The following is a 19,131-nucleotide window of genomic DNA, read 5'->3' on the forward strand; positions in this document are numbered from 1 at the left end:
AAGATTATCCTTGCTTTTGTTTATGTCTGGCATCTTTACAAATTACTTTGACATTACCATGACGCTTAATAATTTTGCAGTTACGGCAAATACGCTTAACTGATGCTCTAACTTTCATTCATAACTCCGAGTAATAATCATAAAAGACCGGGTAATTTAGTACCTTTAAAATTGGCCTTTTTCATCAAAGAATCATATTGTTGGGTCATTAAGTGTGCCTGAACCTGGGCAACAAAGTCCATAATCACAACAACGATGATTAAAAGTGAAGTTCCGCCAAAATAGAAGGGCACATGCCAGGTGTACATTAAAATCTGTGGCAGTAAGCATACCAGTACAAGGTAAATAGCGCCAATTAATGTCAACCGCGTCATCACCGAATCAATATATCTTGTCGTTTGCTCACCAGGCCGTATACCTGGAATATAAGCGCCTGACTTTTTCAAATTATCTGCAGTATCTTTAGGATTAAACACTAAAGCCGCATAGAAAAAGGCAAAGAACAGAATTGCCACTGCATAAACAATCAGGTATAAAGGTTGTCCAGGTGACAAAGCCATCCCGATATCAGCTAACCAATCCATCCCTTTACCCTTAGCAAAGAACTGTGCAAGCGTTGCTGGCAGCAGTATGATGCTAGATGCAAAAATGGGAGGAATCACACCAGACATATTGATCTTAAGGGGCAAATGGCTGGTTTGTGCTGCATATACTTTTCTGCCCTGCGTCCGCTGAGCATAATTCACCCTGATACGCCTTTGAGCACGTTCCATAAACACGACAAATCCTGTAACACATACAACAATCAGTGCAATCAGAATCAGACTTAAGGCTTGCATTTGTCCTTCTTTAACCTGTTGGAAGACAGAAGCAATCGCATGAGGCATACTGGAAACAATTCCTGAAAAGATGATAAGCGAAATACCGTTACCCACACCTTTTTCAGTGATTTGCTCACCAAGCCACATTAAAAACATTGTGCCGGTTACCAAAGTAACTACAGCTGTAAAATAAAATGAAAAATCTGCATGCAAGGCAATGTGCTGTCCTGCCAGCCAGCGTGCCATACCTAATGATTGGAATATTGATAAAACCAATGTCAGGTAGCGTGTATACTGATTGATTTTTCGCCGTCCCTGCTCGCCTTCTTTTTTCAATTGCTCAAGTTTGGGTGTGACCACTGAAAAAAGCTGAATTATAATCGATGCAGAAATATAAGGCATGATACCGATAGCAAATACTGTTACCCGGGATAATGCCCCACCAGAAAACATATTAAATAGTCCAAAGATTGTATTTTGCTGCTCGCCAAAGAAATTAGCAAGCTTCTGCGGATCCAATCCAGGTACTGGTATATGAGCACCGAGACGATACACGAGGATCCCAAGAATAACAAAAAATAATCTGGCTTTTAATTCGGTCAATCCATTTTTGGATTGACCTGCAATTTGCTTCCGGTTTTTCATAATTAGTCTTCTATACTTCCACCAGCTTGTTCAATCATTGCACGGGCGCCCTTTGTAACAGGAATCCCTTGAAGTTTGACTGCAACATTAATCTCACCAGAAAGAATGACCTTGACCTGTTTGACAGCGGTATTAATCAGTCTATGACGTCGTAATGTATCCATGTCAATGACTTCTTCTTGTATCGAAGCCAGTTCACTCAGGGTAATCTGATCATTGTATTTGCCGATGCGTGACTTGAACCCCATTTTGGGCAAACGTCTTTGAATTGGCATTTGACCGCCTTCAAAGTTAATTTTGTGGTATCCGCCAGCACGTGCCTTTTGACCTTTGTGCCCTTTACCACTGGTTTTACCCAGACCAGAACCGATACCACGGCCCAGCCGTTGCTTCGGACGCTTTGAACCAGGATCAGGAGATATAGTATTTAATTTCATCAAGCACACTCCTCTACATGCAACATGTAGTGAATTGTATTCACAAGACCGCGAATCGCTGGAATATCCTGGTGAATAACAGAACTGTTCATTTTACCTAAACCTAATTGCCTGGCAATTTCGATGTGTTTAGGCTTTCTTCCAATTGTACTTTTTACTAAAGTAATCTTTATTTTTTTGCTCATGATTAGCCTGCCATCACTTCTTCAACAGTTTTACCGCGCTTAGCAGCTACATAATCTGGAGTACCAATATTTGACAAAGCACCAATAGTGGCCCTGACGATATTGCTTGGGTTTGTAGAACCGATGCTTTTAGCAAGAATGTTCTGAACACCCAGTACCTCAAGAACAGCTCGCATTGCACCACCAGCAATAATTCCAGTACCTTCACTGGCTGGCTTCATGAATACTTTGGAAGCGCCATAGCTCCAGGTAATCTCATGGTGGATCGTATTTCCAGCCAATGGAATGTAAGTCATATTCTTACGAGCCTGCTCCATCGCCTTCTGAATTGCAATTGGCACCTCACGAGCTTTACCACGGCCATAGCCTACTTTACCTTTGCCATCACCAATGACGACAAGTACGGCGAAACCAAACACTCGTCCGCCTTTTACAACTTTTGCTGTTCGGGTCACAGAGACTAGTTTCTCTTGATACCCTTCAGTCATTTTGGATTCTTCAAATGCCATCACTGTTCCTTAAAAATTCAAACCAGCTTCACGGGCACCATCAGCAAGTGCCTTTATGCGGCCATGATATTTATACCCTGCGCGGTCAAAGGCAACATCGGTAATTTGATGTGCTTTAGCTCGTTCACCAAGTAATTTGCCAACTAATGTAGCCTGCTCAACTTTAGTACCTTTGATAGAACCTTTCGCTTCTTTATCTACTGTGGAACAAGAAACCACTACGCGATCACCATCTTTACCGGGCACTATAATCTGAGCATAGATATGTGTAGTACTGCGATAAACCACCAGGCGTGGACGACCGCAATGCTTTTGTCTTGCTTTAGTTTTGGCTCCGCGTCTTGCACGTGCATTAATCTTACTCATAATTTAAACCCTACTTTTTCTTGGCTTCTTTACGCGCAATATTTTCGCCAGCATATTTTACACCTTTACCTTTGTAAGGTTCTGGCGGTCTGAATGCACGAATTTCAGAAGCTACTTGACCTAATAATTGCTTGTCGATTCCTTTAATAACGATAGTCGTATTATTTGGAGTTTCGACACTGACACCAGCTGGCAATTCATATTCGATAGGATGAGAAAAACCAAGTGATAAACTGACAGCTTTGCCGCTTGCTTGTGCTCTGTATCCAACACCAACCAGTTCGAGGGTAACGGAAAACCCTTCAGTTACACCTTTTACCATATTGTTTAACAGCGCTCGAACGGTACCGGCCTGAGCCCAGGCATTAGGATCATTTGATGCAGGGCTAAACGTAATTTTAGCTTCATCCCGGCCAATCGCAACCAGCTTGTTTAAATGCTGTGTCAGCACACCTTTTGGACCTTTAACGGTCATTTCATTTTTTGATAAAGTTAGCTCTACGTTTGCAGGTAACTGTATCGGAGCTTTTGCTACTCTTGACATATTATTCCTCGCAACTTAAGCCACTTCACAAAGCACTTCACCACCGACTCTATTGTTCTTGGCAGCGATGTGAGTCATTACGCCTTTCGAAGTTGATAAAATTGCTATACCAAAACCAGGTATTGCAGACAACTCATTAAAAGGCTTGTACACGCGTAATCCTGGTCTACTGATACGTAGGATACGCTCAATGACAGGACGACCGTGATAATATTTTAAGTTAATTGTAAGAGTTTTGTGATTATTTTCTTGTGCTTGAACTGAATAATCAAGAACATAACCTTCCTCTTTTAATACACGAGCGATTTCTTCCTTCAACCTGGACGAGTTGAGGGTAACACTCGGATGCTTAGCCAGTTGACCGTTTCTTATTCTCGTCAACATGTCAGCAATAGGATCATGCATACTCACACTTATTCTCCATAGAACCTTTGTTTACCAGCTGGACTTTCTACCACCGGTGACGTTTCCAGCAACTAATTGTTGACGCAGACAAATCCTGCACAAGCCAAATTTACGGTAGACAGCATGAGGACGTCCGCATTGCTGACAACGTTTGCTATGTCTGACCGGATTTGAATTAACTGGAAGTTTAGCTAATTGAGCTTGCGCTTTCATAATAACTTCAAAATCGTCAGACGATTTTATCAGAACTTTGAGCTCATTACGCTTTTCTTTATATTTATTTACTAGCTTTGAACGCTTTTTTTCTCGTTCGAGCATTGATCTTTTGGCCACAGTAAATACCCTTCTTAATGTTTGTCTCTATCTTTTAATGGCAAGTTGAATGCTTCAAGCAGCGCCCTTGCTTCCTCATTCGTTTTAGCACTTGTAGTAATACAAATATCTAAACCACGGATTCCATCAGTTTTGTCGAAATCAATTTCAGGGAACACGATTTGCTCATGGATACCCAAGCTGTAATTTCCGGTTCCATCAAATGATTTGGGATTGAGACCACGAAAGTCTCTTACGCGTGGTAAGGTAATGGTGATTAAGCGATCAAGGAATTCATACATTTTTTCTTTGCGCAGAGTCACTTTGCAACCGATTGGCCAGCCTTCACGAATTTTGAAACCAGCGATTGATTTTTTCGCTTTAGTGATAACTGGTTTCTGGCCGGTAATCAGAGTCATGTCTTCGACTGCATGATTCATAATTTTCTTATCGCCAACAGCTTCTCCAACTCCCATATTAACTGTGATTTTAAGGAGTTTTGGAACTTCCATTACACTTTTATAGCCGAATTTCTTCATTAACATTTCGACTACATTTGATCTGTAGTACTCTTTAAGTCTTGCCATTTCAATCACCCTGACTAAACAACGTCTACTAATTCATTGTTTGATTTAAAATATCTGACCTTTTGGTTCTTGCCATTCTTATCGATGAATTTGAAACCAACTTTGTCAGCCTTTCTGGTTTGAGGATTGTACATAGCTACATTAGAGATATTAAATGGTGCCTCTGTTGATACTATGCCGCCTGGCTGATTAATCTGCGGGTTCGGCTTGACATGTCTTTTGATCATGTTTGCCCCTTCAACCACAACGGCTTCACCTGAAACCTTTTTTACTTTGCCAATATGGCCTTTACTCTTACCAGTGATAACAATTACCGTATCGCCTGATCGGATGCGCTTCATAATTTATCCCTCTTACAATACTTCAGCTGCAAGAGAGATGATTTTCATGAATCGCTCTCTCAATTCGCGTGTTACTGGACCAAATATACGAGTCCCAATAGGTTCATTTTGATTGTTTAATAGCACTGCAGCATTGCCATCAAAACGTATTAATGAGCCATCATCACGGCGGACGCCTTGGCTGGTTCTAACAACAACAGCCTTCATCACCGCACCCTTCTTTACTTTACTTCTAGGTATTGCATCTTTAATGCTAACTTTGATGACATCTCCAACGCGAGCATATCGACGATGGGAACCACCAAGCACTTTGATACACATTACCTTGCGCGCTCCGCTATTATCAGCTACATCGAGCACTGTCTGCATTTGTATCATTCTACTCTCCAGCTCTAATTTCGACCAGAAAAAGGCTGCTGATTATACCAGCCTAATTGGAATTTTAAAAGTCATTGCATGTGAATCAGGAAACAACTTCAACTAATTCCCAGCATTTAGTCTTAGAAAGAGGTCTTGTCTCTCTAATTCTGACAGTATCGCCAATTTTGCAAACCTGTTTCTCATCATGAGCATGGAGTTTTGTTCTTCGCTTCATGATCTTACCATACTTAGGATGCTTAACTGTTCGTTCAACTAATACAACAATGGTTTTCTGCATTTTGTCACTGACAACACGACCAACCATCATTCTTGCATTTGATTCACTATTCGACATGACTCTTTCCAACCTTTTCAGTCATAACTGTTTTTACTCTAGCAATTGTCTTTCTAACAAGACCAACCAGGTGTGATTTATCAAGAGATCCACTGGCTCTTTTCATGCGCAGATTGAATTGCTCTTTTCTTAATTGAAGTAATTCTTCACTTAATTCCTGAGTTGATAAGTTTCTCAATTCATTCAAAGTTTTCATTACATCACCTTACGTTCTTCAAACATTACCTTAAAAGGTAATTTTGCTTTGGCCAAGTTGAAAGCTTCTAAAGCCAGCTCTCTGCTAACGCCTTCCATTTCAAACAAGATTTTACCTGGTTGGATTTGGGCGACCCAATATTCAACACTACCTTTACCTTTACCTTGTCGAACTTCGAGCGGCTTCTGTGTAATAGGTTTATCAGGGAAAACACGGATCCAAATTTTTCCGCCCCGTTTAATATGTCGAGTCATAGCACGACGAGCAGCTTCGATTTGTCGCGCTGTCAAACGACCGCGTTCAACCGCTTTTAAGCCAAACTCTCCAAAACTAACATTGGATCCACGTTGGGCGAGACCGCGGTTACGGCCTTTCATTTGTTTTCGATATTTAGTACGTTTTGGCTGTAGCATGATTATAAATCCTCACTCATTTACTGCTGTCAGCGTTACGATTCTTTTGGGGAAGAATTTCTCCCTTAAAGATCCAAACCTTAACACCGATGATACCGTAAGTAGTTTTTGCTTCAGCAGTACCATAATCAATGTCAGCACGGAATGTATGCAGCGGAACACGTCCTTCGCGATACCATTCGCTTCGAGCAATCTCAGCGCCGCCAAGTCGACCGCTGACACAAATTTTAATTCCTTTAGCACCTGATTTCATTGCGGAAGTAACTGCTCTTTTCATTGCTCTTCTGAACATAACACGTTGTTCAAGCTGTTGAGCAATTCCTTCGGCAACCAGAGTAGAATCCAATTCTGGCTTTTTCACTTCTTCAATGTTCAAATGAACAGGAACACCTAATTTTGAAGAGATTTCACTGCGCAGTCCTTCGATACCACCACCTTTTTTGCCAATAAGAATACCTGGTCTTGCTGTGTGAATGGTAACTACGGCATTATTAGCTGGTCTTTCGATTTGAATACGGCTAATTGCAGCAGCATACAACTTCTTTTTCAGATCTTTTCTTAAATTAATATCTTCATTCAGGAGTTGTGCGTAATTTTTGCTAGCATACCATTTGGAATTCCAGCTTTTTACTATGCCCAAACGGATACCAATAGGATTTACTTTTTGTCCCATTCTGTTATACCTCGTCAGATACTTTAATTGTAATGTGGCAAGTACGTTTGGATATACGATTCTCACGTCCTTTGGCACGAGCTCTAATACGCTTCAGTGTGGATGCTTCGTCGACACATACGACGCCAACATGCAATTCATCGATATCTGCACCATTATTGTTTTCTGCATTCGCAATGGCTGATTCCAAAAGTTTGAGCATCAGAAACGCCCCTTTTTTTGGTGTAAAACGTAAAATATCAAGTGCCTTAGAGACGCTTACTTTACGAATCATGTCTGCGACCAACCGTGCTTTCTGTGCAGAAAGGGGCGCATTTCTTAATTTTGCTGTAACTTCCATCATTGCCTCTTACTTACCTTTAGCCTTTCTGTCACCAGAATGGCCTTTAAATGTACGGGTCATAGCGAATTCGCCCAACTTATGGCCAACCATATTATCAGTGATGAACACTGGAACATGATCTTTACCATTATGAACTGCGATAGTTAAATCGATCATGTCAGGAGTAATAGTAGAGCGCCGAGACCAGGTTTTAATTGGTCTTTTGGTTTTTGCTTCTATCGCTGCTGCAACTTTTTTAAGCAGGTGTGGATCAATGTGTGGACCCTTTCTAATCGAGCGTGGCACGTTAATATCCTCTTAGCTAATTATTTCTTTTTACGAGATCTGACAATAAATCTATCAGTTCGTTTATTACTGCGTGTCTTATAACCTTTTGTCGGCACGCCCCATGGAGTCACAGGATGTCTTCCACCAGATGTACGCCCCTCACCACCACCATGTGGGTGATCAACAGGGTTCATTGCAACACCTCGTACAGTTGGACGGATTCCACGCCAACGTTTCGCTCCTGCCTTCCCTAAAGCTCGAAGACTATGCTCACTGTTGCTCACTTCTCCAATAACTGCACGACAAGCAGTAAGTACTTTTCGCATTTCACCTGAGCGCAATTTTAACGTAGCGTAGGCGCCTTCCTTTGCAACTATCTGACCACCACATCCAGCACTTCGTAATAACTGAGCACCTTTTCCAGGTTTTAATTCAACACAGTGGATAGTAGTACCTACTGGAATGTTTCGTAATGGCAAAGCATTACCTACACTGATTGGAGAATCTTCACCACTAACTACCGTCGCTCCTGCTTCTAAATGAGCAGGTGCAATAATGTACCGCCGTTCACCGTCTTTGTAAACAAGTAATGCAATTAAAGCAGAACGATTTGGATCATATTCGATGCGCTCAACCCGTGCTTCAATTCCATCTTTGTTACGTTTAAAGTCGATTATACGATACTTGCTGCGTACGCCGCCACCAATATGTCGAACAGTAATGCGCCCCTGGTTGTTTCTACCACCAGTTTTGTTTAACTTTTCAACAAGAGCAGCATGAGGTTGTCCCTTATGAATATGATGGTGTACAACCTTTAATTCACCGCGTTTTCCGGGTGACGTTGGTTTTGATTTTAATAATGCCATCGTCGTCTACCTTATTCTTTTACGCTAAAATCAATATCATAGTTTTCATGTAAAGAAACAAACGCTTTTTTCCAATCACTTCTCTTACCAGCTAATTGACGGAAACGCTTAGTTTTTCCTTTAACGTTCATTACTGAGACATTTTTGACTTTAACATTAAACAATTGTTCTACTGCTCTTTTAATTTCACTTTTGGTTGCAGTTTTTAGAACTTTGAAAGTAAATTGCTTGTATTTTTCAGCCATCACTGTCGTTTTTTCAGATGTGTGCGGCTCTCTTAATACCATTAGTATACGTTCTGCGTTCATTGTAGCAGCTCCTCAAGACTTTTAAGTGCTTCACCAGTAATTAGTACTTTTTCAAAACGCAGTAAGCTTACAGGATCAACGGAAGCGACATCGCAAATATCAAAATCAATCAGATTGCGTGAACCGAGGTATTCATTCTCGCTAACTTCATGCATAACAATGAGTGCATTTGATAAATCAAAGGTTTTCATTTTTGCAATAAAGTCTTTCGTTTTACTAGAACTGCATTGAAAGTCACTAACGACAATCAAGTTATCATTTCGAATAAGCTCAGACAGAATACTTCTTATCGCACGCTTATACATTTTTTTGTTAAGCTTTTGGCTGTAATCACGTTTTTTGGAAGCAAAGGTCACGCCTCCAGAACGCCAAATTGGACTACGAATAGTTCCAGCTCGTGCACGGCCAGTACCTTTTTGACGCCAGGGCTTTTTGCCTCCACCGCGAACTTCGGAACGGGTCTTCTGAGCACTGTTACCACTACGAGCATTATTCATAAAGGTAACTACAGCTTGATGTATCAAACCTTCGTTGTAGTTATAATCGAACACTTGTTCGTTGACACTTAGTGAAGTGTTAGTATCTTTTGTAATAAGTTCCATTATTGATCCCCTGTCTTCTTCTTAACTGCGGGTCGTACTTCGACTCTGGCTCCAGGGAATCCAGGTATAGCACCCTTTATCAACAGTAGATTTCTTTCAGTATCAACTCTAACCAGCTCAAGATTTTGAGTAGTAGTTCTTACATTACCCAAATGGCCAGCCATTTTCTTGCCTTTGAATACACGGCCTGGAGTCTGGTTTTGACCAATTGAACCAGGAACACGATGCGATACTGAGTTACCATGAGTAGCATCTTGTGTCCTAAAATTATGACGCTTAACACATCCGGCAAAACCTTTACCCTTCGATGTACCTGTTACATCTACGTATTGGCCAGCGGAAAAAATGTCGGCGACTGTAATTGTCTGTCCTGCAGTCATGCCATCCAGTGAAGAAACACGGAATTCACCAATCATATCACCAGCTTCAATTTGAGCTTTTGCAAAATGACCAGTAAGCGGCTTATTAACTCGGCTGGCTTTCTTTTCACCGCCAGTGATTTGTACAGCCACATAACCGTCTGTTTCAAGCGTTTTAAGTTGAGATACACGATTTGGAGCAACTTCAATTACTGAAACAGGAATTGATTGTCCTTCTTCAGTGAAGATACGCGTCATACCAACTTTTCTGCCAATTAACCCTATCATTGTAATACCTCGTTAGTATTCATGTCTGGAAACGTTTATTCGTCATCCAGACTTATCTGAACATCGACACCAGCAGCCAAGTCCAGCTTCATTAATGCATCTACTGTTTTTTCAGTTGGGTGCACTATTACAACCAGGCGTTTATGGGTGCGTAATTCATACTGATCTCGAGCATCCTTGTTGACATGTGGAGAAATCAGTACTGTAAATTTCTCTTTCTTAATAGGCAGAGGTATTGGCCCGCGAATTTGCGCGCCAGTACGTTTTGCCGTTTCTACTATTTCACGTGTTGACGAATCAATCAAACGATGGTCAAACGATTTTAAACGAATTTTAATATTTTGATTACTCATTTTTCTCACTCGATGATTTTAGCCACTACACCGGCACCAACAGTACGACCACCTTCGCGGATCGCGAAACGCAAACCTTCATCCATAGCGATGGGTGAATGCAGACTAACAGTCATTTGAACGTTGTCGCCTGGCATTACCATTTCAATACCTTGTGGCAGTTCACAAGAACCAGTTACGTCAGTTGTTCTGAAATAGAACTGAGGACGGTAACCATTGAAAAATGGAGTATGACGGCCACCTTCGTCTTTTGAAAGCACGTATACTTCAGCTTCAAACTTGGTGTGCGGCTTGATTGTACCAGGTTTTGCCAGTACTTGTCCTCTTTCAACATCATCTCGTTTCGTTCCACGTAGCAGAACACCCACGTTGTCCCCTGCACGACCTTCGTCAAGCAATTTACGGAACATTTCAACACCAGTACAAGTGGTCTTTTGAGTATCGCGGATTCCAACAATCTCAACTTCCTCACCTACTTTAACAATTCCGCTTTCAACACGGCCAGTTACTACTGTTCCACGGCCAGAGATTGAGAATACGTCTTCAATCGGCAGCAAGAAGGCCTTGTCAATGTTTCGAACTGGTTCAGGAATATAGGAGTCCATTGTTTCGACCAGTTTCTCAATCGCAGGGACACCGATGTCACTTGTATCGCCTTCCAATGCTTTCAGCGCTGATCCAACAACAATTGGAATATCATCGCCTGGAAATTCATAGCTGCTCAGCAGATCACGCACTTCCATTTCAACCAGCTCTAATAGCTCGGCATCATCGACCATGTCTGCTTTATTCAAAAATACAACAATGTACGGTACACCAACCTGACGTGATAACAGGATGTGTTCACGAGTTTGAGGCATTGGGCCGTCAGCTGCTGATACTACCAGAATAGCGCCGTCCATCTGTGCAGCACCAGTGATCATATTTTTCACATAGTCCGCATGTCCTGGACAATCGACGTGCGCATAGTGACGGTTCGCTGATTCGTATTCAACATGTGCTGTTGAAATTGTAATTCCACGCTCACGCTCTTCTGGAGCGGCGTCGATTTGATCATAGGCTTTGGCTGTTCCGCCATATTTTTTGGCCATTATCGTTGTAATCGCTGCGGTCAGCGTTGTTTTACCATGGTCAACGTGACCAATTGTGCCTACGTTTACGTGCGGCTTCTTTCGCTCAAACTTTTCCTTCGCCATTTTTAAATAACCTCATTAACTTTTATTGTTTCTTAATAATCGCTTCAGCAATATTCGTTGGTGCTTCCGCATACTTAGCGAACTCCATTGAATAGGTAGCTCGACCTTGTGTGGCGGAACGCACATCTGTGGCATACCCAAACATTTCTGCTAATGGAACTTCCGCACGAATTACCTTTCCAGCAGGAGAGTCTTCCATACCTTGAACCATTCCTCGACGGCGGTTCAAGTCTCCCATGACATCCCCCATGTATTCTTCGGGGGTTACAACCTCCACACTCATGATTGGTTCAAGCAGCACTGGCTTTGCTTTTTGCGCACCTTGCTTAAAGCCAAGAGAACCAGCAATTTTAAATGCCATTTCACTCGAATCCACCTCATGGAATGAACCATCAAAAAGTGTGACTTTGACATCGACTACAGGATAACCAGCAATAACACCATTTTGAAGTTGCTCTTGAATTCCTTTATCCACCGCAGGGATATATTCTTTAGGAATAACACCACCTACAATTGCATTAACGAATTCATAGCCAGCACCTGGTTTCTGTGGCTCGATCTTAAGCCATACATGGCCGTATTGACCTCTACCACCTGACTGACGAACAAACTTACCTTCTTGCTCAACAGTCGCTTTAATTGTTTCACGGTATGCCACTTGCGGTTTGCCAACATTGGCTTCCACATTAAACTCACGTTTCATACGATCAACAATAATTTCGAGATGCAATTCACCCATTCCCTGGATAATAGTCTGCCCGGACTCTTCATCGGTATGAACACGAAATGAAGGATCTTCCTGTGCGAGTTTGCCCAAAGCGATGGACATTTTTTCCTGGTCTGCTTTGGTTCTTGGCTCCACAGCGACGGCAATAACCGGGTCAGGAAAATCCATCCTTTCCAAGGTAACAATATGATCAACATCGCAAAGAGTATCACCTGTTGTGACTGTTTTAAGGCCAACCGCTGCTGCAATATCCCCAGCTTTAACTTCTTTAATCTCTTCTCTCGAATTAGCATGCATCTGTAACAGACGACCAATTCGCTCCTTTTTGCCTTTCACCGGATTATATATGGTATCACCGCTTTTTAATACACCCGAATAGGCACGGAAATAGGTCAGTGTACCAACGAATGGATCAGTCGCAATCTTGAATGCCAGGGCAGAGAAGGGCTCATCATAGGATGTTTTACGATGCAACTCATTACCGTCTTCATCTACCCCTTTAATGTCGGGAATATCAATTGGCGAAGGCAAATAATCAACTACTCCATCAAGAACTGCCTGCACGCCTTTGTTCTTGAAGGCTGATCCGCAAAATACTGGGACAATTTCATTGCTAATTGTTCTTTGGCGTATTGCTTGCTTTATTTCGGCCTCAGTAAGCTCAGTACCCTCAAGATATTTTTCCATCAGATCTTCACAGGCTTCTGCTGCAGCTTCAACAATTAAGGCTCGATACTCTTCGCACTGTTCAAGCATTTCACTTGGGATATTCTGATAGGCAAAGGTCATTCCCTTGCTTTCTTCATCCCAGTGGATTGCCTTCATTTTAACAAGGTCAACTACCCCCTTGAAAGCATCTTCTGAACCGATTGGCAATTGAAGCACTACGGGGTTTGATCCAAGCCGTTGCTTAATCTGGGAAACCACACGAAGAAAGTTGGCACCCATTCTATCCATTTTGTTTACAAAAACGATTCGTGGGACTCCATATTTATCAGACTGTCTCCACACTGTTTCTGACTGTGGTTCAACACCGGAAACCGCATCGAATACAACGATAGCACCGTCAAGAACACGCAGGGAACGCTCTACTTCAATCATGAAGTCAACGTGGCCTGGGGTATCAATGATATTGATACGATGTCTTGGGAACTGTTTATCCATTCCCTCCCAGTAACATGTTGTCGCAGCTGAGGTAATTGTAATACCGCGCTCTTGCTCCTGAACCATCCAGTCCATCGTTGCTGCACCATCATGTACTTCACCCATTTTATGGGACATACCCGTATAAAACAGGACACGTTCTGTCGTGGTAGTTTTACCGGCATCAACATGTGCGGCAATGCCGATATTTCTGTAAAGTTCTAATGGAGTAGACACGGCTTTATCTCCCTATTAATTCCAGCGGAAATGAGCAAAGGCCTGGTTTGCTTTAGCCATTCTATGCGTGTCCTCGCGTTTCTTAACTGCTGAACCTTTGTTCTCAAACGCATCCAGCAATTCACCCGCCAAGCGCTGCATCATACCTTTCTCACCGCGCGATCTGGCTGCCTGAACAATCCAGCGCATACCCAAGGCAATACTTCTGTCAGTACGAACTTCGACTGGAACCTGGTAGGTAGCTCCACCAACGCGTCGTGAGCGTACTTCTACGCTTGGACGGACATTATCCAGTGCTTGTTCAAAATACTGCAGCACGGTTGCTGAGCCGCCTGTACTTCCAGCATCACCAGATTCATCGTCGCTCTTGCGAGTTTTCTTAACACGATCATGCAATACATCTAGCGCGTCATAGATAATCTTTTCAGCGATAGATTTTTTGCCGCTGATCATTAGCACGTTGATAAATTTTGCCAGCAACTCGCTATGATGCTTTGGATCAGGCAGAATTTCGCGTTTGGGGACTTCTCTTCTTCTTGGCATGTCAAATTCCTACAATCAGATTATTTTTTATCTTTTGGCTTTTTAGTTCCATATTTGGAACGACCTTGCTTACGATCATTAACTCCTGATGTATCAAGGCTGCCACGTACTGTGTGATAACGAACACCAGGTAAGTCTTTAACCCGGCCGCCGCGAATTAGAACAACAGAGTGTTCCTGTAAATTGTGCCCTTCTCCACCAATGTAGGAAGTCACTTCAAAGCCGTTAGTCAATCGAACACGAGCCACCTTACGCATAGCTGAGTTAGGCTTTTTAGGTGTGGTTGTGTAAACACGTGTACAAACACCTCTGCGCTGTGGACATGATTCCAAAGCTGGGACGTTACTCTTCTTTTTAGCGTCCACTCGAGGCTTTCTTACTAACTGATTAATAGTAGCCATTTATTATTAACTCCGAACTATCTCTTTTATAGTGATTTCGTATGCATAAGGAGGCCGGATTCTATTACAGTTCCAACAGATTTGTCAAGTTTAAATCTGTTGGAACGCAATCATGAATCAATGATCGTGGTTGTCAGCATTAAGTGCTTCACTCAATGCATGCTCCACATCACTTGCAGTTACCGTATGCGATATGTGCTCAGAACCTGCAGCTCTTGCACGCTTTGCCTTGCGGCTTTGATGATAAGCATATCCTGTTCCTGCTGGAATCAGCCGCCCAACCATCACGTTTTCTTTCAAGCCTCTTAAATCGTCCACTTTTCCACTAACAGCAGCTTCAGTCAACACACGCGTTGTTTCCTGGAATGATGCAGCCGAAATGAAAGATTCAGTTGCTAATGATGCCTTGGTTATACCCAATAGAATTGGGATTCCCATTGCAACTTGTTTACCCTCTGCCTGCAATTTGTCATTTTCCTGCAGCATGATGCTTTCTTCAACCTGCTCACCTACGAGGAATTTAGAATCGCCAGCAAAAGTTATAACGCGTTTACGAAGCATTTGTCTAACAATTGTTTCAATATGCTTATCATTGATCTTAACGCCTTGTAAGCGATAAACATCCTGTACTTCGTTGACAATGTAATTAGCCAGAGCACCAACACCCAGTAAGCGCAGGATATCATGCGGGTTCAAGGGACCCTCAGCGATTACTTCCCCACGCTCAACATGCTCACCTTCGAAGACGGAAATATGACGCCATTTAGGTATCAATTCCTCATGGAAATTATTCTCAGAGGCAGTGATAATCAAGCGGCGTTTCCCTTTTGTTTCCTTACCAAAATTAACCAGACCAGATGTTTCAGCCATTACAGCCGCATCTTTCGGTTTTCGGGCCTCAAACAAGTCAGCAACGCGTGGCAGACCCCCGGTGATGTCACGCGTTTTCGAACGCTCCTGAGGTATACGCGCAATAACATCCCCTACCCCTACCAGACTGCCATCTTCAAAGTTAATAATCGCATCTACAGGCAGATAATATTGCGCAGGAACGTTTGTACCAGCAAGATATATCTCCTCGCCGTCATCGGAGACCAGTTTCACCATGGGGCGTAAATCACGTCCCGCAGCACTTCTCTGTTTAGCGTCGATAACTACAATATTACTTAATCCCGTTAACTCATCGGTTTGACGATTCATTGTTAAACCTTCAATTAGGTCAATGAACTTCAAACGTCCGCTCACTTCAGAAATAACCGGATGCGTATGCGGATCCCAGCTTGCAATAACTTCACCAGCTTCTACAGACATATTGTCATGAACTGTCAGTACGGCACCGTATGGAAGCTTATAACGTTCACGCTCGCGGCCAAAGCTATCAACGATAGATACCTCACCTGAACGCGAAACGGCAACGAGATTTCCATTTTCATGCGTTACAGTTTTAATGTTATGGAGCCTGATAACCCCTTTATTTTTGATTTGAATATTATTTGCAGCAGTTGCCCTCGATGCAGCTCCCCCGATGTGGAATGTCCGCATGGTGAGCTGAGTACCTGGCTCTCCGATTGACTGGGCTGCAATAATTCCAACTGCTTCACCAGTGTTAACCAGATGGCCGCGAGCCAAATCACGGCCGTAACATTTTGCGCACAGGCCAAAACGGGTCTCACAAGTGATTGGTGAACGTACCAGCACCTGATCAATACCATATCGTTCCAGACTCTCGACCCAATCCTCATCTAACAGTGTTCCGGCAGTAACGATGGCATCATCCTGATTGGGGATGTACACATCTTTCGCAACGACACGTCCCAAAACGCGCTCATGCAAAGGCTCTACAATATCGCCCCCTTCAATCAGAGGCTGCATCAGAATACCATTCTCGGTTCCGCAGTCGATTTCAGTAATTACCACGTCCTGTGCAACGTCAACCAGACGTCTGGTCAGATAACCAGAGTTTGCTGTTTTCAATGCAGTATCCGCTAGACCTTTACGAGCACCGTGGGTAGAAATAAAGTACTGGAATACGTTTAGACCTTCACGGAAATTCGCTGTAATAGGTGTTTCAATAATCGAGCCGTCAGGCGCTGCCATCAAACCCCGCATACCGGCCAGCTGTCTAATCTGTGCAGCAGAACCCCGCGCTCCGGAGTCGGCCATCATAAAGATAGGGTTAAATGATTCCTGCCGTACTTTATTGCCCTCTCTGTCAGTCACTTCTTCGGTGGCGATTCTTGCCATCATCGATTTGGCAACCATTTCATTGGTCCGAGACCAGATGTCGATTACTTTGTTATAACGCTCGCCATTGGTTACCAGACCTGAACGGAATTGTGATTCAATTTCACGAACCTCATTATCGGCCTGCTCAATGATTGCGGCTTTATCCTCCGGTATCTCCATATCTTCAATACCGATAGAGGCGCCTGCACGGGTTGCATATTTGAACCCGGTATACATTAACTGGTCAGCAAAAATTACGGTCTCTTTTAAACCAAATTTCCGGTAACAGGTATCAACCACTTTCGAAATGGCTTTCTTGGTCATTGGTCTGTTAATTACAGTAAATGACATCCCTTTTGGTAATATGTCGGAAAGAATTGCACGCCCGACAGTAGTATCAACCAGTTGGTACTCTCCCTCTTTCTCTTCTGAGGGCATGCGAATTTTCACCTTGGCATGAATTTCTACATAACCCGCCTCATAAAAGTTCTGGGCATCCTGTGGGCTGGCAAAAATTTTGCCTTCACCTTTGGCATTCAGACGTTCACGAGTCAAATAATAAAGACCGAGGACAACGTCCTGGCTGGGAACAATAATCGGCTCGCCGCTTGCAGGGGACAAGATGTTATTGGTTGACATCATTAACGAACGCGCTTCAAGCTGGGCCTCGAGGGTCAGGGGCACATGAACAGCCATCTGGTCACCGTCAAAGTCAGCGTTATAAGCCGTACAGACCAACGGGTGCAACTGAATCGCTTTACCTTCAATCAAAACCGGTTCAAATGCCTGAATACCCAAGCGGTGCAATGTAGGTGCGCGGTTAAGAAGAATAGGATGCTCGCGGATTACATCATCCAAAATGTCCCATACGACCGGTTCTTCGCGCTCCACCATCTTTTTGGCAGCTTTAATCGTTGTCGCAAGTCCACGGAACTCTAGTTTGCTAAAAATGAATGGTTTGAACAGCTCTAAAGCCATTTTCTTTGGCAAGCCACACTGATGCAGCCTCAAAGTGGGTCCCACGACGATTACTGAACGGCCTGAATAGTCAACACGCTTACCGAGCAGATTTTGACGGAAACGGCCTTGCTTACCTTTAATCATATCGGCAAGTGATTTCAGAGGGCGCTTATTGGTCCCAGTGATTGCACGTCCGCGTCTACCATTGTCGAGCAATGCATCCACAGACTCCTGCAGCATGCGTTTTTCGTTACGGACAATAATGTCAGGGGCATTAAGATCCAGCAGGCGCTTCAGACGATTATTTCGGTTGATAACACGCCGGTATAAATCGTTTAAATCAGAGGTTGCGAAACGACCACCATCCAAAGGGACCAGAGGACGCAGGTCAGGCGGCAGAACGGGAAGTACATCCATAATCATCCATTCCGGCTTATTGCCTGATTCATAAAATGCTTCCAGCAGTTTTAACCGCTTGGTAATTTTCTTAATCTTAGTTTCTGAATTGGTTGTTGGTAATTCTTCACGGAGAGTTTTAATTTCTTCCTCCAGGTCAATCTGGCGGAGTAAATCACGTATTGCTTCAGCGCCCATCCGAGCGTCAAATTCATCGCCATATTCTTCCATGGCTTCGAGGTATGTTTCATCATTGAGAAGTTGGCCGCGCTCAAGTTCAGTCATGCCAGGCTCAACAACGACAAAGGCTTCAAAATAAAGTACTCTTTCAATATCGCGTAGGGTCATATCAAGAAGTAGACCAATCCTGGAGGGTAATGATTTAAGAAACCATATATGGGCAACAGGGCTCGCTAACTCGATATGCCCCATACGCTCCCGTCGGACTTTTGCTAAAGCAAGTTCAACACCGCATTTTTCACAGATGACGCCACGGTGCTTTAATCGCTTATATTTTCCGCAAAGGCATTCATAATCCTTCACAGGTCCGAATGTTTTGGCACAAAATAAACCATCGCGCTCAGGTTTAAAGGTACGATAGTTAATTGTCTCAGGCTTTTTGACCTCTCCATAGGACCATGAACGAATCAGATCAGGTGAAGCTAATGCGATTTTAATCGCATCAAACTCTTCACTCTGTCCCTGTTGTTTGAGAATACCAAGCAGATCACTCATTACTGGTGGTTTTCTTATCGGGTTGTTGCTTA

The 19,131-nt window shown here is 43.1% G+C and carries 28 protein-coding genes; all 28 read right to left on the reverse strand.

Annotated features, from left to right (window positions below):
- Positions 1-4: 4 nt before the first annotated feature.
- The 28 genes from rpmJ to rpoC all read right to left on the reverse strand — a co-directional run bounded on the left by rpmJ (position 5) and on the right by rpoC (position 19,099).
- Positions 5-118: a 50S ribosomal protein L36 gene (gene rpmJ / locus DYH42_RS13900; protein ID WP_083499241.1), complete on the reverse strand. Its 114-nt coding sequence runs from the start codon at positions 116-118 to the stop codon at positions 5-7.
- A gap of 19 nt (positions 119-137) precedes the next feature.
- A complete protein-coding gene (gene secY / locus DYH42_RS13905; protein WP_058525160.1) occupies positions 138-1,466 on the reverse strand; it encodes a preprotein translocase subunit SecY in 1,329 nt (442 codons plus the stop codon).
- Positions 1,467-1,468: 2 nt separating this feature from the next.
- Positions 1,469-1,903 (reverse strand): 50S ribosomal protein L15, encoded by a 435-nt coding sequence (gene rplO, locus DYH42_RS13910; RefSeq protein WP_058525161.1) that lies wholly within the window; start codon positions 1,901-1,903, stop codon positions 1,469-1,471.
- Positions 1,903-2,088 (reverse strand): 50S ribosomal protein L30, encoded by a 186-nt coding sequence (gene rpmD, locus DYH42_RS13915; protein ID WP_058525162.1) that lies wholly within the window; start codon positions 2,086-2,088, stop codon positions 1,903-1,905. The genes rplO and rpmD overlap by 1 nt, the downstream gene beginning before the upstream one ends.
- A 2-nt stretch (positions 2,089-2,090) precedes the next feature.
- Positions 2,091-2,597 carry a 30S ribosomal protein S5 gene (gene rpsE, locus DYH42_RS13920; RefSeq protein ID WP_058507949.1) on the reverse strand — a complete coding sequence of 169 codons (507 nt, stop codon included), beginning with the start codon at positions 2,595-2,597 and terminating at the stop codon, positions 2,091-2,093.
- Between the two features lie 9 nt (positions 2,598-2,606).
- On the reverse strand, positions 2,607-2,963 hold the full coding sequence (gene rplR, locus DYH42_RS13925) for a 50S ribosomal protein L18 (RefSeq protein ID WP_058525163.1): 357 nt from the start codon (positions 2,961-2,963) through the stop codon (positions 2,607-2,609).
- A 10-nt stretch (positions 2,964-2,973) separates the two neighbouring features.
- On the reverse strand, positions 2,974-3,507 hold the full coding sequence (gene rplF / locus DYH42_RS13930) for a 50S ribosomal protein L6 (RefSeq protein ID WP_058525164.1): 534 nt from the start codon (positions 3,505-3,507) through the stop codon (positions 2,974-2,976).
- A 15-nt stretch (positions 3,508-3,522) separates the two neighbouring features.
- Positions 3,523-3,912 carry a 30S ribosomal protein S8 gene (rpsH, locus tag DYH42_RS13935; RefSeq protein WP_115317093.1) on the reverse strand — a complete coding sequence of 130 codons (390 nt, stop codon included), beginning with the start codon at positions 3,910-3,912 and terminating at the stop codon, positions 3,523-3,525.
- Between the two features lie 30 nt (positions 3,913-3,942).
- Complete coding sequence (rpsN, locus tag DYH42_RS13940; protein ID WP_058525166.1) at positions 3,943-4,245, reverse strand: 30S ribosomal protein S14; 303 nt, start codon at positions 4,243-4,245, stop codon at positions 3,943-3,945.
- Positions 4,246-4,259: 14 nt separating this feature from the next.
- Complete coding sequence (rplE, locus tag DYH42_RS13945; RefSeq protein ID WP_058525167.1) at positions 4,260-4,811, reverse strand: 50S ribosomal protein L5; 552 nt, start codon at positions 4,809-4,811, stop codon at positions 4,260-4,262.
- Between the two features lie 14 nt (positions 4,812-4,825).
- On the reverse strand, positions 4,826-5,152 hold the full coding sequence (gene rplX / locus DYH42_RS13950) for a 50S ribosomal protein L24 (protein ID WP_058525168.1): 327 nt from the start codon (positions 5,150-5,152) through the stop codon (positions 4,826-4,828).
- Between the two features lie 12 nt (positions 5,153-5,164).
- Positions 5,165-5,530 (reverse strand): 50S ribosomal protein L14, encoded by a 366-nt coding sequence (gene rplN, locus DYH42_RS13955; protein WP_028388517.1) that lies wholly within the window; start codon positions 5,528-5,530, stop codon positions 5,165-5,167.
- An 85-nt stretch (positions 5,531-5,615) separates the two neighbouring features.
- The gene (gene rpsQ, locus DYH42_RS13960; RefSeq protein WP_058525169.1) at positions 5,616-5,867 is read right to left on the reverse strand and encodes a 30S ribosomal protein S17; all 252 of its coding nucleotides are present in this window, start codon (positions 5,865-5,867) and stop codon (positions 5,616-5,618) included.
- The gene (rpmC, locus tag DYH42_RS13965; RefSeq protein ID WP_058525170.1) at positions 5,857-6,063 is read right to left on the reverse strand and encodes a 50S ribosomal protein L29; all 207 of its coding nucleotides are present in this window, start codon (positions 6,061-6,063) and stop codon (positions 5,857-5,859) included. Before rpmC ends, rpsQ begins: the two co-directional genes overlap by 11 nt.
- Entirely contained in the window at positions 6,063-6,476 is a 414-nt protein-coding gene (gene rplP, locus DYH42_RS13970) for a 50S ribosomal protein L16 (protein ID WP_058507940.1), read from the reverse strand. Before rplP ends, rpmC begins: the two co-directional genes overlap by 1 nt.
- Before the next feature lie 16 nt (positions 6,477-6,492).
- A complete protein-coding gene (rpsC, locus tag DYH42_RS13975; RefSeq protein ID WP_115317095.1) occupies positions 6,493-7,149 on the reverse strand; it encodes a 30S ribosomal protein S3 in 657 nt (218 codons plus the stop codon).
- 4 nt (positions 7,150-7,153) lie between these two features.
- Positions 7,154-7,489 (reverse strand): 50S ribosomal protein L22, encoded by a 336-nt coding sequence (rplV, locus tag DYH42_RS13980; protein WP_115317097.1) that lies wholly within the window; start codon positions 7,487-7,489, stop codon positions 7,154-7,156.
- 9 nt (positions 7,490-7,498) lie between these two features.
- A complete protein-coding gene (rpsS, locus tag DYH42_RS13985; RefSeq protein WP_058525173.1) occupies positions 7,499-7,777 on the reverse strand; it encodes a 30S ribosomal protein S19 in 279 nt (92 codons plus the stop codon).
- Positions 7,778-7,797: 20 nt separating this feature from the next.
- Positions 7,798-8,625, reverse strand: coding sequence for a 50S ribosomal protein L2 (gene rplB / locus DYH42_RS13990; protein ID WP_058525174.1), 828 nt, complete (start codon positions 8,623-8,625; stop codon positions 7,798-7,800).
- A gap of 11 nt (positions 8,626-8,636) precedes the next feature.
- The gene (gene rplW / locus DYH42_RS13995) at positions 8,637-8,933 is read right to left on the reverse strand and encodes a 50S ribosomal protein L23 (protein WP_058525175.1); all 297 of its coding nucleotides are present in this window, start codon (positions 8,931-8,933) and stop codon (positions 8,637-8,639) included.
- The gene (gene rplD, locus DYH42_RS14000; protein WP_058525176.1) at positions 8,930-9,535 is read right to left on the reverse strand and encodes a 50S ribosomal protein L4; all 606 of its coding nucleotides are present in this window, start codon (positions 9,533-9,535) and stop codon (positions 8,930-8,932) included. Before rplD ends, rplW begins: the two co-directional genes overlap by 4 nt.
- Entirely contained in the window at positions 9,535-10,182 is a 648-nt protein-coding gene (rplC, locus tag DYH42_RS14005) for a 50S ribosomal protein L3 (RefSeq protein WP_058525177.1), read from the reverse strand. The genes rplD and rplC overlap by 1 nt, the downstream gene beginning before the upstream one ends.
- Positions 10,183-10,217: 35 nt before the next feature.
- On the reverse strand, positions 10,218-10,535 hold the full coding sequence (gene rpsJ, locus DYH42_RS14010; protein ID WP_058507932.1) for a 30S ribosomal protein S10: 318 nt from the start codon (positions 10,533-10,535) through the stop codon (positions 10,218-10,220).
- A 5-nt stretch (positions 10,536-10,540) separates the two neighbouring features.
- Entirely contained in the window at positions 10,541-11,731 is a 1,191-nt protein-coding gene (gene tuf / locus DYH42_RS14015; RefSeq protein ID WP_115317099.1) for an elongation factor Tu, read from the reverse strand.
- Positions 11,732-11,753: 22 nt separating this feature from the next.
- Positions 11,754-13,838: an elongation factor G gene (gene fusA, locus DYH42_RS14020; RefSeq protein ID WP_058525178.1), complete on the reverse strand. Its 2,085-nt coding sequence runs from the start codon at positions 13,836-13,838 to the stop codon at positions 11,754-11,756.
- Positions 13,839-13,853: 15 nt separating this feature from the next.
- Positions 13,854-14,381 carry a 30S ribosomal protein S7 gene (gene rpsG, locus DYH42_RS14025; protein WP_058525179.1) on the reverse strand — a complete coding sequence of 176 codons (528 nt, stop codon included), beginning with the start codon at positions 14,379-14,381 and terminating at the stop codon, positions 13,854-13,856.
- A 20-nt stretch (positions 14,382-14,401) separates the two neighbouring features.
- A complete protein-coding gene (gene rpsL, locus DYH42_RS14030) occupies positions 14,402-14,782 on the reverse strand; it encodes a 30S ribosomal protein S12 (RefSeq protein WP_045098305.1) in 381 nt (126 codons plus the stop codon).
- A 117-nt stretch (positions 14,783-14,899) separates the two neighbouring features.
- Positions 14,900-19,099: a DNA-directed RNA polymerase subunit beta' gene (gene rpoC / locus DYH42_RS14035; RefSeq protein WP_058525180.1), complete on the reverse strand. Its 4,200-nt coding sequence runs from the start codon at positions 19,097-19,099 to the stop codon at positions 14,900-14,902.
- Positions 19,100-19,131: the final 32 nt, after the last annotated feature.

This window comes from Legionella birminghamensis (assembly GCF_900452515.1).
Lineage (GTDB): Bacteria > Pseudomonadota > Gammaproteobacteria > Legionellales > Legionellaceae > Legionella_C > Legionella_C birminghamensis.